Source organism: Jiangella asiatica (assembly GCF_004349065.1).
Taxonomy (GTDB): Bacteria; Actinomycetota; Actinomycetes; order Jiangellales; family Jiangellaceae; genus Jiangella; species Jiangella asiatica.
On the sequence record NZ_SMKZ01000004.1, the window covers coordinates 38,412 to 53,591 of the forward strand.

General features: G+C 70.2%; 13 protein-coding genes. 8 read left to right on the forward strand and 5 right to left on the reverse strand.

Features of this window, described 5'->3' with window-relative positions:
• Positions 1-7: 7 nt before the first annotated feature.
• The 4 genes from metH to E1269_RS04480 form a co-directional block, all read right to left on the reverse strand.
• Positions 8-3,553: a methionine synthase gene (gene metH / locus E1269_RS04465; protein ID WP_239000771.1), complete on the reverse strand. Its 3,546-nt coding sequence runs from the start codon at positions 3,551-3,553 to the stop codon at positions 8-10.
• A gap of 11 nt (positions 3,554-3,564) precedes the next feature.
• A complete protein-coding gene (locus E1269_RS04470) occupies positions 3,565-4,548 on the reverse strand; it encodes a carbohydrate kinase family protein (protein WP_131891810.1) in 984 nt (327 codons plus the stop codon).
• Between the two features lie 38 nt (positions 4,549-4,586).
• The gene (gene metK / locus E1269_RS04475; protein WP_131891812.1) at positions 4,587-5,783 is read right to left on the reverse strand and encodes a methionine adenosyltransferase; all 1,197 of its coding nucleotides are present in this window, start codon (positions 5,781-5,783) and stop codon (positions 4,587-4,589) included.
• A 123-nt stretch (positions 5,784-5,906) separates the two neighbouring features.
• A complete protein-coding gene (locus E1269_RS04480; protein ID WP_203432888.1) occupies positions 5,907-7,556 on the reverse strand; it encodes a glycine/sarcosine N-methyltransferase in 1,650 nt (549 codons plus the stop codon).
• Positions 7,557-8,157: 601 nt separating this feature from the next.
• On the opposite strand from E1269_RS04480, the gene E1269_RS04485 reads away from it, so the two are divergent.
• Complete coding sequence (locus E1269_RS04485; RefSeq protein WP_131891816.1) at positions 8,158-8,364, forward strand: antitoxin; 207 nt, start codon at positions 8,158-8,160, stop codon at positions 8,362-8,364.
• 36 nt (positions 8,365-8,400) lie between these two features.
• On the opposite strand, the gene E1269_RS04490 is transcribed toward E1269_RS04485, so the two are convergent.
• Positions 8,401-9,114: a class III extradiol ring-cleavage dioxygenase family protein gene (locus tag E1269_RS04490; protein ID WP_131891818.1), complete on the reverse strand. Its 714-nt coding sequence runs from the start codon at positions 9,112-9,114 to the stop codon at positions 8,401-8,403.
• A gap of 55 nt (positions 9,115-9,169) precedes the next feature.
• Here E1269_RS04490 and E1269_RS04495 point away from each other — a divergent pair, with 55 nt between their 5' ends.
• From E1269_RS04495 to E1269_RS04525, 7 genes are all read left to right on the forward strand, one after another.
• Entirely contained in the window at positions 9,170-9,667 is a 498-nt protein-coding gene (locus tag E1269_RS04495; protein WP_131891820.1) for a hypothetical protein, read from the forward strand.
• A gap of 82 nt (positions 9,668-9,749) precedes the next feature.
• Positions 9,750-10,094 carry a cupin domain-containing protein gene (locus E1269_RS04500; protein ID WP_131891822.1) on the forward strand — a complete coding sequence of 115 codons (345 nt, stop codon included), beginning with the start codon at positions 9,750-9,752 and terminating at the stop codon, positions 10,092-10,094.
• Complete coding sequence (locus E1269_RS04505) at positions 10,087-10,965, forward strand: ABC transporter permease (protein WP_131891824.1); 879 nt, start codon at positions 10,087-10,089, stop codon at positions 10,963-10,965. The genes E1269_RS04500 and E1269_RS04505 overlap by 8 nt, the downstream gene beginning before the upstream one ends.
• 57 nt (positions 10,966-11,022) lie before the next feature.
• Positions 11,023-12,027, forward strand: coding sequence for an ABC transporter substrate-binding protein (locus tag E1269_RS04510; protein ID WP_131891826.1), 1,005 nt, complete (start codon positions 11,023-11,025; stop codon positions 12,025-12,027).
• A 46-nt stretch (positions 12,028-12,073) separates the two neighbouring features.
• Positions 12,074-12,886, forward strand: a complete 813-nt coding sequence (locus tag E1269_RS04515; protein WP_131891828.1) for an ABC transporter ATP-binding protein — start codon at positions 12,074-12,076, stop codon at positions 12,884-12,886.
• On the forward strand, positions 12,883-14,088 hold the full coding sequence (locus tag E1269_RS04520; protein ID WP_131891830.1) for a purine-cytosine permease family protein: 1,206 nt from the start codon (positions 12,883-12,885) through the stop codon (positions 14,086-14,088). Before E1269_RS04515 ends, E1269_RS04520 begins: the two co-directional genes overlap by 4 nt.
• A 133-nt stretch (positions 14,089-14,221) precedes the next feature.
• A complete protein-coding gene (locus tag E1269_RS04525) occupies positions 14,222-15,088 on the forward strand; it encodes a sugar phosphate isomerase/epimerase family protein (protein ID WP_131891832.1) in 867 nt (288 codons plus the stop codon).
• Positions 15,089-15,180: the final 92 nt, after the last annotated feature.

A 15,180-nucleotide genomic window follows, 5' to 3' on the forward strand; every position in this document is an offset into this window, starting at 1 on the left:
GTATCGATCAGGTGTTGAAGTAGCTGGCCTCGGGGTGGTGCACCACCAAGGCGTCGGTCGACTGTTCCGGGTGCAGTTGGTGTTCCTCCGACAGCCGGACCCCGATCCGGTCGGGCTCGAGCAGGGCGACGATCTTCTCCCGGTCGCTCAGGTCGGGGCAGGCCCCGTAGCCCAGCGAGTACCGCGCGCCCCGGTAGCCGAGCCGGAAGAAGTCCGTGACGTCGTCGGCGTCCTCGGCCGCGACCGCCACGCCACCGGCGAAGCGCAGCTCCTGGCGGACCCGCCGGTGCCAGTACTCGGCCAGCGCCTCGGTGAGCTGGACCCCCAGCCCGTGCACCTCCAGGTAGTCGCGGTACGAGTCCGCGGCGAACAGCTCGTTGGCGAAGTCGGCGATCGGCTGGCCCATCGTCACCAGCTGCAGCGGCAGGACGTCCACCGTGCTGTGCCGGACCGCGAGCTCGCGCGAACGGTAGTAGTCGGCCAGGCACAGCCGCCGGTCCCGCCGCTGCCGCGGGAAGCTGAAGCGGTAGCGCTCCCCCGCCTCCGGGGCCGGCGCGTCCAGCACGATCAGGTCGTCCCCGTCGGAGACGCAGGGGAAGTACCCGTACACGACCGCCGCGTGCGCGATCACGCCGCGAGTGGTCAGCTCGTCCAGCCAGTACCGCAGCCGCGGCCGGCCCTCGGTCTCGACGAGCTCCTCGTAGCTGGGCCCCTGACCGCCCTTCGCGCCGCGCAGCCCCCACTGCCCGAGGAAGGTCGCACGCTCGTCGAGCAGCGCAGCGTAATCGGCCAGCGCGACACCACGCACCACCTTCGTGCCCCAGAACGGCGGGGTGGGTACCGCGACGTCGGCGGCGACGTCGGACCTGCCGCCGGGCGGCGCGTCGCCGTCCCGCTGAGCTCGGCGGGCTTCGGCGAGCTTCTTCGACCGTTCCCGGCGGGCGCGTCGCTCGGCGCGTTTGGCCTCGGCGGCCGGATCGGCCTCGACGACCCCGCCCTGCTTGCGCTTCATGATGGAGTCCATGAGCCGCAGCCCTTCGAACGCGTCGCGAGCGTAGCTGACCTCCCCCTTGTAGACCTCGGCGAGATCGTCCTCGACGTACGTGCGGTTCAGCGCCGCGCCGCCCAGCAGCACCGGCCAGCTCTCGGCCACGCCGCGGGCGTTCATCTCCTCCAGGTTCTCCTTCATGATCACCGTGGACTTCACCAACAGCCCGGACATGCCGATGGCGTCGGCCCGGTGCTCGCCGGCCGCGTCGATGATCGCGCCGATCGGCTGCTTGATCCCGAGGTTGACCACCTGGTAACCGTTGTTCGACAGGATGATGTCGACGAGGTTCTTGCCGATGTCGTGGACGTCGCCCTTGACGGTGGCCAAGACGAGCTTGCCCTTGCCACCGGCATCGTCCTTGTCCATGTGTGGTTCCAGGTGCGCCACGGCGGCCTTCATCACCTCGGCCGACTGCAGGACGAAGGGCAGTTGCATCTGCCCGGACCCGAACAGCTCGCCGACGGTCTTCATGCCGGACAGCAACGTGTCGTTGATGATCTCGAGAGCAGGACGGGTCGACAACGCCTCGTCGAGGTCCGTTTCGAGCCCGTTGCGTTCCCCGTCGACGATGCGCCGCTCCAGCCGCTCTCCCAGTGGCAACGCGGCCAGCTCCTCGGCGCGGGTCTCCCGGTTCGACGACGCCGACGCGCCCTCGAACAGCTCCATGAACCGCTGCAGCGGGTCGTACCCGTCGCGGCGGCGGTCGTAGACGAGGTCCAGGGCCACCTCGCGCTGCTCGTCCGGGATCCGCGACATCGGCAGGATCTTCGAGGCGTGCACGATGGCCGTCGTCAGGCCGGCCCCGACGCATTCGTTCAGGAAGACGGAGTTGAGCACCTGCCGGGCGGCCGGGTTGAGCCCGAACGACACGTTCGACACCCCCAGCGTCGTCTGTACGGCCGGATATCGCGACGTCAGCTGCCGGATCGCCTCGATGGTCTCGACGGCGTCGCGGCGGACCTCCTCCTGCCCGGTCGAGATCGGGAACGTCAGGGTGTCGACGATGATGTCCTCGACACTCAGGCCCCAGTTCGTGGTGAGGTCGTTGATCAGGCGGACCGCGACCCGGACCTTCCAGTCGGCGGTGCGCGCCTGCCCCTCCTCGTCGATGCACAGCGCGACGACGGCGGCGCCGTGTTCGCCGGCGACGCGCATCGCCCGCTGGAACCTCGAGGCCGGCCCGTCGCCGTCCTCGTAGTTCACCGAGTTGATCACGCAACGGCCACCGATGCGCTCCAGTCCGGCCTGGATCACCGCCGGCTCGGTGGAGTCGAGCATGATCGGCAGCGTCGACGCCGTGGCCAGCCGGTACGCCAACGTGTCCATGTCCGTGGCACCGTCCCGCCCGACGTAGTCGACGCACAGGTCGATCAGGTGGGCGCCCTCCCGGGTCTGCGTCCGGGCGATCTCGACGCAGTCGTCCCACTGCTCCGCGGCCATGGCCTCACGGAACGCCTTTGAGCCGTTGGCGTTGGTCCGTTCCCCGATCATCAGCACGCTCGCGTCCTGGCGGAACGGCACGGCCTGATACATCGAGGCCACTCCGGCCTCCCGGTCGGGCGTGCGCTCGGCCGGACGCAGCTCGCTCACCGCGTCGACCACCGCGCGCAGGTGCTCCGGCGTCGTGCCGCAACAGCCGCCCACAAGGCTCGCGCCGTAGTCGCCGACGAATCCGGCCAACGCCTCGGCCAGCTCGTCCGGCCCAAGGGGGTACACCGCGCCGTTCGGGCCGAGCTCCGGCAGGCCGGCGTTCGGCATCACCGACAGCGGCACCCGGGCGTGCTGGGACAAGTACCTCAGGTGTTCGCCCATCTCGGCCGGGCCGGTCGCGCAGTTCATGCCGATCAGGTCGATGCCCAGCGGCTCCAGCGCCGTCACGGCCGCCCCGATCTCGCTGCCGACGAGCATGGTCCCGGTGGTCTCGACGGTTACCTGGGCGATGATCGGCACCGCATGCCCGGCGGCGCGCATCGCCCGCTTCGCGCCCAGGATCGCGGCCTTTGTCTGCAGCAGGTCCTGGCTGGTCTCCACGAGGACGACGTCGATGCCACCGGCCAGCATGCCGGCCACCTGCTCGGCGTAGGCGTCGCGGAGGTGCGCGTAGCGGACGTGCCCGAGCGTCGGCAGCTTCGTGCCCGGCCCGATCGATCCGAGCACGAAGCGCGGCCGCTCGGGAGTGGAGAACTCGTCGGCGGCCTCCCGCGCCAGCCGGGCACCTGCTTCGGCGAGCTCCCCGATCCGCTCGGCGATGTCGTACTCGGCCAGATTGGCCCAGTTGGCGCCGAACGTGTTCGTCTCGACCAGGTCCGACCCGGCCTCGAAGTAGGCGCGGTGCACCGACCGGACCACCTCGGGACGGGTGACGTTGAGGATCTCGTTGCACCCCTCCAGACCGGCGAAGTCGTCCAGGCTCAGGTCGTGGGCCTGCAGCATCGTGCCCATCGCACCGTCGGCCACGAGGACCCGGCGGTCCAGGGCGTCCAGGAAGGTGTCGGCGGACACGCCGTCTCCTCTCATGCGCCCGCCGGCAGGAACGGCTGGACCTGCGCCGCCGCGTCCTCGCCGTAGGCATCGGCCATGCGGCGCACGAAGACCGCCCGATCCAGCCGATACTCCTGCGGACCGCGTGCCTCCAGCACGATCGTGGCCAGCAGGCAGCCCGTCCGCATCGCCTGATCGGGCGCGACGCCCCACGAGATCGCGGCGAAGAAGCCGGCCCGGAACGCGTCGCCGATGCCGGTCGGATCGAGCTCCCGCTTGGCCGGCACACACGGCACCGTCACCGGTGCCGTCCCCGTCGTCTCCAGCCGCGCGCCGCCGCTGCCCAGCGTCGTCATCCAGCTGCCGACACGCGCCAGGACCTGCTCGTGGGACCAACCGGTCTTCTCCATCAGCAGGCCGGCCTCGTACTCGTTGGTGAACAGGTATCGCGCGCCGGGCACCAGCGAGGCCACCTCGTCACCGCTCATCCGGGCGATCTGCTGGGAGAAGTCCGCCGTGAACGGCAGCCCCAGCTCCCGGCACTGTTCGGTGTGCCGGACCATGCCCTCCGGGTCGCTGGCTCCGATGATCACGTGGTCGATCCCGCCGTCACGAGCGGCGACCTCGGCCAGGTCGATCTCACGGGTCTCGGCCATCGCGCCGGTGTAGAACGAGGCGATCTGGTTGTTCATGCTGTCCGACGTGCACAGGTAGCGCGCGGTGTGTCGCTCATCCGACACACGGACGGACGCGGTGTCCACGCCGTTCTCCTCCAACCAGGCGCGGTACTCCTCGAAGTCCTGGCCGACGGCACCGACCAGCACCGGCCGCAGACCCAGGGAGCCCAACCCGTAGGCGATGTTGGCCGCGACACCACCGCGGCGGACATCGAGGCGGTCGATGAGGAACGACAGGGACACCTGGTCGAGGCGGTCGGCGACGAGCTGGTCGGTGAACCTGCCGGGGAACACCATCAGGTAGTCGGTGGCGATCGATCCAGTCACAGCGAAACGCATGGGGCCTCCTCGGCTGCTGGGAACGGTGCGGACAGCGGTCAGAGGCGAGCCGCCACCCGCAACTCGTCCACCCGGTCCGTCCGCTCCCACGGAAGATCCAGGTCGGCTCGGCCGAAATGCCCGTACGAAGCCGTCGGCGCGTAGATCGGTCGCAGCAGGTCGAGGTCACGGATGATCGCCGCTGGGCGCAGGTCGAACACCTCCTCGACGGCCAGCTGGATCTTGGCAGGGTCCACCGCCTCCGTGCCGAACGTCTCGACGAACAGGCCCACCGGTGCCGCCTTGCCGATGGCGTAGGCCACCTGTACCTCGATACGCGCGGCCAGCCCGGCCGCCACCGCGTTCTTGGCCACCCAGCGCATCGCGTACGCGGCGGAGCGGTCCACCTTGGACGGGTCCTTGCCGGAGAAGGCGCCACCGCCGTGACGAGCCATCCCGCCGTAGGTGTCGACGATGATCTTCCGACCGGTCAGGCCGGCGTCGCCGACCGGACCGCCCACCACGAACCGGCCGGTCGGATTGACCAGCAGCCGGGCGTCGCCGACGTCGAGATCGACACCCTCCAGCACCGGCGCCATCACCTGCTCGCGAATATCCACGGCAAGCATCCGGTCCAGGTCGATGTCAGCGGCGTGCTGACTGGACACGACGACGGTGTCCAGCCGCACCGCCCGCTCGTCCTGGTACTCGACCGTGACCTGTGTCTTGCCGTCCGGGCGCAGGTACGGCAGCGTGCCGTCCTTGCGCGCCGTCGCCAGCCGGCGCGACAGCCGGTGCGCCAGCGCGATGGGTAGCGGCATCAGCTCGGGCGTGTCCGAGCACGCGTAGCCGAACATCAGCCCTTGGTCGCCCGCGCCCTGGCCGTCGATCGCATCGGTGGCGCCCTCGACCCGTGCTTCGTGCGCGGTGTCGACACCTTGCGCGATGTCGGCGGACTGCGCGTCGATCGCGACGTTCACCCCGCAGGACTCCCCGTCGAACCCCTTGACCGACGAGTCGTAGCCGATCTCGAGGATCCGATCGCGCACGATCGCCGGGATGTCGACGTAGCTGGTCGTCGTCACCTCGCCGGCCACGTGCACCTGACCGGTCGTGATCAGGGTCTCGACGGCCACCCGCGAGCGCGGGTCCTGCTCGAGCATCGCGTCCAGGATGGAGTCGCTGATCGCGTCCGCCATCTTGTCCGGATGGCCTTCGGTCACCGACTCACTCGTGAACAGACGTCGAAAGGTCATCTCTCAGCTCTTCTCACATCGTGGCCACCCGCTGGTGGCGGGCGGGCCGTCATGGGCAGGCGATGACACGCCGCGGGCGCGACGGCACGGCGGCGGTTGGTGGTTGAGCGACGCTGGGTGCGATCACACCCGCGCGACGAAGATCCCCCACGTGAGGTGCCCGGCCAGGCCGCCGTCGACCCAGTGCCGCAGGCCGGCCTTCATCCGGGTCAGGTACTCGTCGCTGACCAGGCCCCGCAGGTCTGGCCCGCGCCGTTCGGTCTCTTCGAGGACCCGCCGGTAGTGCCGGGCCAGGTCGGGCGTGCGATCGTGGAACTCCACGCTCGTCATGCCCAGCCGGTCCAGCTGGCTGGTGTAATACCGCGGCGAGGCCATGGACTCCAGGTGCAAGCGCCGCAGGATCGGGGCGAGCGCGTCGGGCGCGGCGTCGTCGGCACTCATCGGGTCGGTGAAGACGAGGACACCACCGGGCTTGAGCACGCGGCTGGCCTCGTCCAGGACCCGGGCCCGGTCGCCGCTGTGCAAGAACGCGTCCTGCGACCAGACCAGGCCGAACGAGCGGTCCTCGAACGGAAGGTCCTCGAACGATCCGTCGACGACGTCGACGAGGTCGTCCAGGCCCTGCTGACGGTTCAACCGCCGGTTGCGCTGGTTCTCGATCTCGCTCAGGTTCAGGCACGTGACCCTGCAGCCGAACGTCCGGGCCAGGTACCGGGCGGCGCCTCCGAAACCGGCACCGACGTCCAGGACCCTGGTGCCGGGGCCGACATCGACCAGCTCGGCCATCGTCGAGACGGTCCGCCTACTGGCCGTCGCGATGTCCTCGGCGGCGTCGTCATAGGTACCGACGTGTATGTCCTCGCCGCCCCAGATGGTGGCGTAGAAGTTGTCCGCGTCCGCGGAGTTGTAGTAGTCGCGGGCGGTGTGCACCGCCGACGAGTACATATCCGCCAATTCCTCGTCGGGTCGATAGTGCTTCTCGGCGACGTGGATGTAGAAGTCCGGCCGGTCGTCGGCGTAGGTCTGTTGGAAATCGCCGTAGGTGTCGACCTTCTGGAACCCGACCTCGCGCATCAACCGACGCACGTAGTCCTTTCGCAGCGGAAACATGTTCAGGTGGTACTCCGAGCCGTCGGAGAAGCGGTACCGGAACCGCGCCAGCCCTTCGTCGACGTGCTCGGGTTCGGCCGAGACGTCCTCGCCGCAGTAGTAGAAGGTGTGCTTGCTGGCGAAGCCGTCGTCGAGGATGGCGTCGTAGTTGCGCTGGTCGAGGATCAGTACGCCGTCGTGCTTGAGCATGGCGTAGAACTCCGCGAGCGCCTTGCGCCGGTCACGCTCGGAGAACAGGTGTGTGAACGAGTTGCCCAGGCACACGATCGCGTCGTACTCGCCGTGGACGTCACGGTTCAGCCAGCGCCAGTCGGCGTGCACGACCCGCAGGATGTGGCCGCCGTGGGACAGCCCGTTCGCGAACGCCTTGGCCAGCATCTGTGGGCTGCCATCCGCGCTGACGGTCTCGAACCCCTCTTCCAGCAGCCGCACCGAGTGGAAGCCGGTACCGGTGGCCACGTCCAAAACCTTGCGCACTCCCCGTGATCGGAGCTGGTCGATGAAGAAGCTGCCCTCGCTCTCGTAGCGTCTCTTCCAGTCGATCAGCTCATCCCATTTCTCGACGAAGCTGGTGACGTATTCTGCGGTGTAATGGTCGGTGGCGCGGACCTCGAGTGGATCGTTGCCGAAGTCCTGGCCGGGAGAGCACTCCGTACTCGACAAGGTCGTGGTATTCCGTCGGTCGCCGATCTGGTCACTTTCGGGCATGCAAAACTCCCACCAGTTTCTTGAGCGGCAAGTTCTCGAGACATCACCAACGCGCCATTGCGCCGGTATCGGCCCGCCAACACGTCGGAAATCCGCAGATCAAGCGCACGGCGCCGCGGGCGCCTGACGCGCCACACATCGACCCGACAATCGTCGACGACTCACTGGGGCCCAGCATCGGCACGTGCCCCGCTATTACGCCGCGGGCCGCCGTGCCTGCATCCAAGCTAGGGGGTTTGAATCGATATGGCAAGATCTCGGCAATCTTCACCGCTGACCAGCGGATTCATCGAGAGTTATCGCGAATTCGCGGACTATGATCACGCGAGCCACGGGGATGTGAAACCACCGTCCAGCCCATGCTGTATGGTTGGTTTGTTATCCAGGATTCATCCGGTGCCATTCCACTGTCGTCGCGTACAGCGACCGGCCCGGCCACGAGAATGCCGGAACGCGTTGCGTGGGCCATCCGAGCGGAGTAAGAAGGCGATCGGGTGCTCATCGCGCCGCACGGGGCGGCCGAGACGGCCCACTGTCACGAGGGGAAGTGCCGAACATGGGCTTCGACGAGATCAAGAACAAGATCACCGGCGCTGTGTCGGGCAACGCCGACAAGGTCGGCGACGGCGTCGACAAGGCGACCGACTTCATCGACGAGAAGACCGGCGGCAAGTACAGCGAGCACCTCGAGACCGCCGACGACAAGGCCCGCGACCTCCTGGAGGGCCTGGACGGCGACAAGGATCAGAACAACCCGGCCTGACGCGCCGCCAGCACGACCGTGGGAGCGACGCGCGCCTCAGCCGTGCCGCTCCCACACCCCTACCACGTAGCCGACGCCGTAGGGCGCCTCGTCGTACAGGACGTCGGCGTCGAACAGCTCGTCCGCGGCCGCGCCGGCCAGCACGCGCAGCGGATTGACCCCGCTCGAACCGACCGCAGCACCCAGCTCGCTGTCCAGTGCGAGCAGCTGCTGCGGGTCGCCGTCCAGGACCGCCCTCGCGACCGCGGCGTCGAACCCGGCGGCCTTCTCGCGGACCTGCGGCGGTGAGGTGTCGGCCCGCAGGGCGGACCCGTCGGCCATGACCAGCAGCGCGACGCGGTCGGCTTGACCGGCCAACCGCTCCCCCAGCCCGACGCAGTCCGCCGCCGAGCCGTCCGCGGCCACCGTCGCCGCGACCACCGTGCCGTCCCAGCCGTCGCGCTCCAGCAGCCACGCGCCCACGCACAACGACAGCGGCAGTACAGCACCGTCCGCCGCGGGCGGGCCACCACCCGGCAGCGCGACCTCGCGGTCGACGCCGTACGGCGCCAGGCTGCCGGCGCGCGGCGCGTCGCTCGTCGTCGTCGCACCGGTACCCACCACGACCAGCGTGTCCGGACTACCGGCGCGCAGCGCCTCGACCGCCGACCAGCAGGCCGAACGCAGCTGGTCGAGGCGGGCGTCGCGCGCGGGACCGAGGCCCGCCACCAGCAGCGGCGGATGGGGGCAGATGGCCGCGGAGATCAGCACAGGGCTCAGACTACGCGCAGCTCCCACTCGTCATGGGCGGCGGAAACGTGGTCGAATGACGCATATGTTCGACGCCGACCACAGCCTCCGCCTCGTCACGGCCGGGGTTGTCCTGCTGATCGGCATCGGCTGCTCGATCGCCTGGCTGCCCGCCACGCGACGCGACCCGGCAGGGCTGCCGTCGCGCGTGTTCGCCACCGTCGGCACGATCATGGCCATCGCCGACTGGGGTGGCGTCGGCAGCGTCCTGGGCATCTCACTGGCCGCGATGGGGGTGCTCGTCGGCTGGGAGGGCCAGCCGCCGCCGGAACTGCCCCGGCCACGCCGCGGCGGGCTGGTCACGGCCGCCGTCGTCGCCGGTGTCGCGACACTGGCGACCTTCGACGGGTGGGGCCCGCTCGAGCGGTTGCCGGAGGAGCTGCGCGCGGTGGCGACGCTCGTCGTCGCCGTCACCGGTGCGCTGGCCGCCCTGGCCATCGCCGACCGCTCCCGCATAGGTCTGCGTGAGGCGATCCGGCGCCGGTTCACACCGCTCCCCAAGCCCACGCCCTGATGCACACCGGACTCTTGACCGCCTCACCAACGTCCCGGTAACGTCGCCCAACACGAGGAAAGCGTTTTCCACTGGAGGCGCCATGCCCGCTGCCCCTGCGACGGCCCGGCTCGACGCGATAGAGCCCCGAGCGTGCTCGTGCGGGTCCACCCGCCGGGCGTTCGTCGACGTCGAGCCCGGTACCGCGAGCGTCCACCTCCTGGACGTCGACGCCGCGGTCACCCACTACCACCGCAAGGCCACGGAGATCTACGTCGTGCTCGAGGGCGAGGGGCGGGTGGAGCTCGACGGACGGTCCCACCTGGCCGGTCCGCTCAGCGCGTTCCTGATCCCGCCGGGTTGCCGGCACCGGGCCGTCGGCGAGCTGCGCGCACTCGTCATCGCCATCCCCGCCGCCGACGACACGGATGAGTACTTCGATGTCTGATCTTGCTTCCCACCCCGGGACCACGACCGCCTCCCCCGACGGCGACCACGACGACGAGCGGCCGGACCGGCGCCGCGCGGCCGAGCGGGCCCGCCAGGTGCTCTCCGCCACCTGGCGCCCCGGCCTGATCCTGGTGCTCCTGTGGGTCGGCTGGTGGATCGTCACCGCCGCCGAGGTCTTCCCCGCCTACCTGGTGCCGACGCCCGGCGACGTCTGGGCGACGCTGATCGAGGACTGGGAGATGCTCGCCGAGCACACCTGGGTGACCACCTACGAGACGGTGGTCGGCTTCGTCCTTGCCGCCGTGATCGGGATGCTCGCGGCCGTGCTCATCGTGTACTCGCCGACGCTGGAGAAGGCGCTCTACCCGCTCATCCTGTTCGCCCAGGTCATTCCGAAGATCGCGATTGCGCCGATCCTCGTCGTCTGGTTCGGGTTCGGGCCCATGCCCAAGGTGATCCTCGCCGTCCTGATCGCGTTCTTCCCGGTCGTGGTGTCCGGGGTGGCCGGGCTGCGCTCCACCGACCCCGAGCTGCTGGACCTCTCCGCGACCATGGGGGCCAGCCGCTGGAAGACGTTCCGCAAGATCAGGTTCCCCGGTGCGTTGCCGCACCTGCTGTCCGGCCTCAAGGTCGCCGTCACGCTGGCCGTGGTCGGCGCCGTCGTCGGCGAGTTCGTCGGCGCCGACGAGGGACTCGGCTACGTCTTACTGCTGGCCAGCGGCAACCTCAACTCCGCCCTGCTGTTCGCCGACCTGATCCTCATGTCCGCGCTCGGCGTGGTCCTCTTCATCCTCGTCGAGGCGGCCGAGGCGCTGCTCATCCCCTGGCACGCCAGCCGGCGCCAGGGCGTCCCACTGACCACCTCCTGACCGCGTCCGCCCCGTCTACATCCGCCCCGACACGTCCGCCATGAAAGGTGCCGCATCATGCGACGCAGCTTGTTGACCACCTCGGCGGTGGCCCTTCTCGTCCTCACCGCCTGCGGCGACGACGACCCGACCGCGTCCACCGGCGACGGTGAGATCACCGAGGTGACCCTGACCCTGAACTGGGTGCCCTACGGCGAGCACGCGCCGTTCTACTACGGCGTGGCCGAGGGCATCTACGAGGAGGAGGGCATCGACCTGGAGATCCGGCCGGGCAGCGGCTCGGGCACCACCGTGCAGCAGGTCGCCCAGTCACAGACCGACTTCGGCTGGGCCGACACGCCGCCGCTGCTCAACGGCATCACCGAGGGCATGCCGATCAAGAGCGTCGGCGTCTTCCTGCAGACCGGGCCGGCGTCGGTGGAGTTCTTCAGCGAGCAGGGCATCACCGAGCCGGCCGACCTCGTGGACAAGGTCGTCGCCGGCACCCCGGGCGACGCGATGTACGCGACGTTCCCCGCCTGGCTGGAGCTCAACGGCGTCAACCCCGAGGACGTCGAGGTGGTCAACGTCGACCCCGCAGGCAAGATCGCCGCGCTGGTCGAGGGCCGCGCCGACGCCATCATGGGCTTCTTCCACGACCAGGCGCCCACCATCGAGGACATCAGCGGCAAGCCCGTCGACGCCCTGCTCTACACCGACTGGGGCATGAACCTGCTGGGCACCGGCATCGTCGCGCACCAGAACACCATCGACGACGACCCCGAGCTGGTCGAGGCGTTCGTCCGGGCCACCGCGCGCTCGTGGGAGGCCGCCGCGGAGAACCCCGACGCCGCCGCGGCCGCCATGGAGGAAGGCGCCGACGAGACGCCGCCGGCGCAGGTGCTGCGCGCCCAGCTCGACGAGAGCATCGGGCTGCTCCGGCTGGACGAGGCCGGCGCGCCGGGCGTCAACAGCGAGGAACAGTGGCAGGAGACGATCGACCTGCTCTCCGAGCACGCCGAGCTCTCCGACCCGGGCGACCCGTCGACGTACTGGGACTCCTCGTTCAGCACGACGCAGTGACGACGGGGTTGAGGGCGACGTAGTGAGGGGAACGATGTCGGACACCATGACGACGAGCGCATCCGGGCAGCCCGCGGCGGCCGCCACCGAGACCACCATCGACATCCGCAACCTCAGCTGCACGTTCAGCTCGAAGCGGAAGCGGACGACGGCGCTGTCGGACGTGTCGCTGCGGGTACGGGCCGGAGAGTTCGTGAGCATCGTCGGCCCGTCCGGGTGCGGCAAGTCGACCCTGCTCAAGATCGTCGCCGGGCTGATGCCGCCGAGCGACGGCGAGGTCCACCTGCTCGGCACGGCGGTCACCGAGCCGCAGCGCGAGATCGGCTTCGCCTTCCAGCGGGCCGCGCTGCTGGAGTGGCGCGGCGTGCGGGCCAACATCCTGCTCCAGGCCGAGATGCGCGGCATGGACAAGCGACGCGCCGCCGAGCGGGCCGACCACCTCATCGAGCTGACCGGCCTCACCGGCTTCGAGACCGCGCTGCCCCACGAGCTCTCCGGCGGCATGCAGCAGCGGGTGGCGCTGTGCCGGGCGCTGCTGCACGAGCCGCCGGTGCTGCTCATGGACGAACCGTTCGGTGCCCTCGACGCGCTCACCCGCGAGCACATGAACGTCGAGATGCACCGCATCTGGCGCGAGACCGGCACCACCGTCGTCCTCGTCACCCACTCCATCGCCGAGGCCGTCTACCTCGGCCAGCGAGTGGTCGTGATGACGCCGCGACCGGGCCGGATCGACCGGGTGTACGACGTCGACCTGCCGGCGCAGCGCGACTACGGCGCCACCATGTCCAGCCCGGCGTTCGAGACGCTGGCGCGGGAGATCCGGACACTGCTCGGGGCCAGCGGCCACCACGGATGACGGCGGGCGGGCCGGCGCCGGGACCGGCGGGGTCAGCGGCGGAACGGCGGTGGTGGAACACCGCCGGCGCGTGGCTGGCCATCGGCACGTCGCCGGCGGCGCTGGTGCTCGGCGCCGGCGTGGCCGACCGGCACGACGGGCCGATGCCGCTGGTGGCGCTGCTGGCCGGTGGCGTGGCGATGACGGTCCTGCTCATCCTGCAGGGCCGGTTCGGGCTGCGTCCGCCGCACGGCGACGGCTGGGCGCTGGCCGACGTCCTCGACGCCTACCTCCCGCGGAGCGGCCGCACCCTCGTCGCGCTCATGATGGCACTGGCGATGGCCGGCTGGCTCGGGTTCAACGCGGGACTGGGCGGCGCCGCGCTGGCCTCCGTGGTGGGCACGCCGCGCTGGCTCGGCGTGGTGGTGCTCGGGCTGCCGCTGATGGCGCTCGCACTGGCCGGGCAGCACCGCTGGAACGCCCTGGCCATGGTGACGACGGCGGCCGCGCTGGCGCTCGTGGTCATGATCGCCGCCCGCGGCTCACCGGGCGACCAGCCGCCGGTGACCGCCGAGCTGGGGCAGGCCGGGCCCCTCCTCGCCGACGTCGCGGTCTTCGTCGGCTACGTGTCGGTGTTCGCTTTGCGCGCCCCGGACTTCACCGCCGGGCTGCGTGGCCGCTCCGACCTGTGGGCCTGCGCCGGCATCCTGGTGCTGCCGACGCTGGTCGCGGCCGCGGCCGGCACGACGATCGCCCTGCACAGCGGCTCGTCGGACCTCGTCGCCCACCTGCGGACCTCACAGGTCGGCACGGTGCTGGTGGTCGTGGCGGTGGTGGCGCCGTGCCTGACCGCGTTCCACTCCGGCGGTCTGGCGCTGCGTTCGGTCAGCGGGCTGTCCGGCCGGGCGGCGATGGTTCTGGTGGGTTCGGCGGGGCTGGTGCTCGCGGTCGGCGGGTTCGAGTCCGCGCTGCTCCCCTGGCTCACGGTCCTCGCCGCCGTGCTGCCGCCGCTGGTGGTGCCGCTGACCTGGGAGGCCTGGGCCCGACGGCGCCGGCATCGCGCACCGCGCCCCGTCATCTGGTCGATGTGGCTGCCCGCCGCCGGGCTCGGCATCGTCCTCACGGTCGCCGACGTACCCGGTGCACCGCTGGCCGGACTGGCGGCCGCCGCACTGTGCACCGGTGCGGCATACGCCCTGGCGACGCTCCGCGCCCGCGGGTGATCGTCCCACGCAGCCGCTGTCGCCGGTGACCGAAACGTTGACTCCGAGCGGCGGCCACCGTTAGCTTGGCTGAGCGGAAAGCGCTTGCCACCGTCAGAAGTTCACCGTCGAACCCCGGAAGGTGGAACTCACGATGCCCCGTCCCGTGCCCCTGAACCGCCGCACTTTCGTCCGCACCGCCCTCGCTTCGGCCGGCGCCGTCGCCCTCGGTCCGACCGTCGCCGCGGCCGCCTCGGAACCCACGCCAATGCGGATCATCCCCCGCCCGTCGATCGGGATGCACCTGTACACGATGCGCCGCTCCCTCGCCGTCGACTTCGCCGGCACGCTCCAGGCGCTCGCCGACATCGGCTACGCCACCGTCGGCGTCAGCGGACGGCACGGTCACAGCGCCGCGGCGATCCGCTCGATGATCGACGACACCGGGATGAGGGCCGTCCTCGAACACGTCGGCTACGACCGCCTCACGAACAACCTGGAGGGGGCCTGCGAGGACGTCGTCACGCTGGGCGGCCACTGGGTGGTGACCTCCAGCCTGCCCGGGTCGCTGTACACCGCCGACGGAATCCGCCAGGCGGCCGCCGAGTTCAACCGGGCCGGGGCGATCGCCGCGACGTACGGACTGAAGGTGCTGCACCACAATCACGATGCGGAGTTCCGCACCGACGGCGGCCGGGTGCTCTACGACATCCTGGTCGAGGAGACCGACCCCTACTACGTCGGCTTCGAGCTCGACGTCTACTGGGCGGCGAAGGGCGGTCACGACGCCGCCGACTACTTCGTCCGCTACCCCGCCCGCTTCCCCGCGCTTCACGTCAAGGACATGGCACCCGACGGCGGGTTCGCGGACGTAGGCTCCGGCGTGCTCGACTTCGCTACGATGTTCCAGGATGCCCGCCGCGGCGGAGTCCGCCAGTTCCTCGTCGAGCACGACAACCCGCAGGACGAGCTCAGCACCGCCCGCAACAGCTTCCACGCCCTGCGAACGTTGCGTTTCTGACCTCGAACCACCCTTCTTGTGTTGATCAAGGCCCAGGGCGTGGGCACAGGCTCGCGTTTGCTGTGCCCTTGATCATCAACGATCCGCTACAT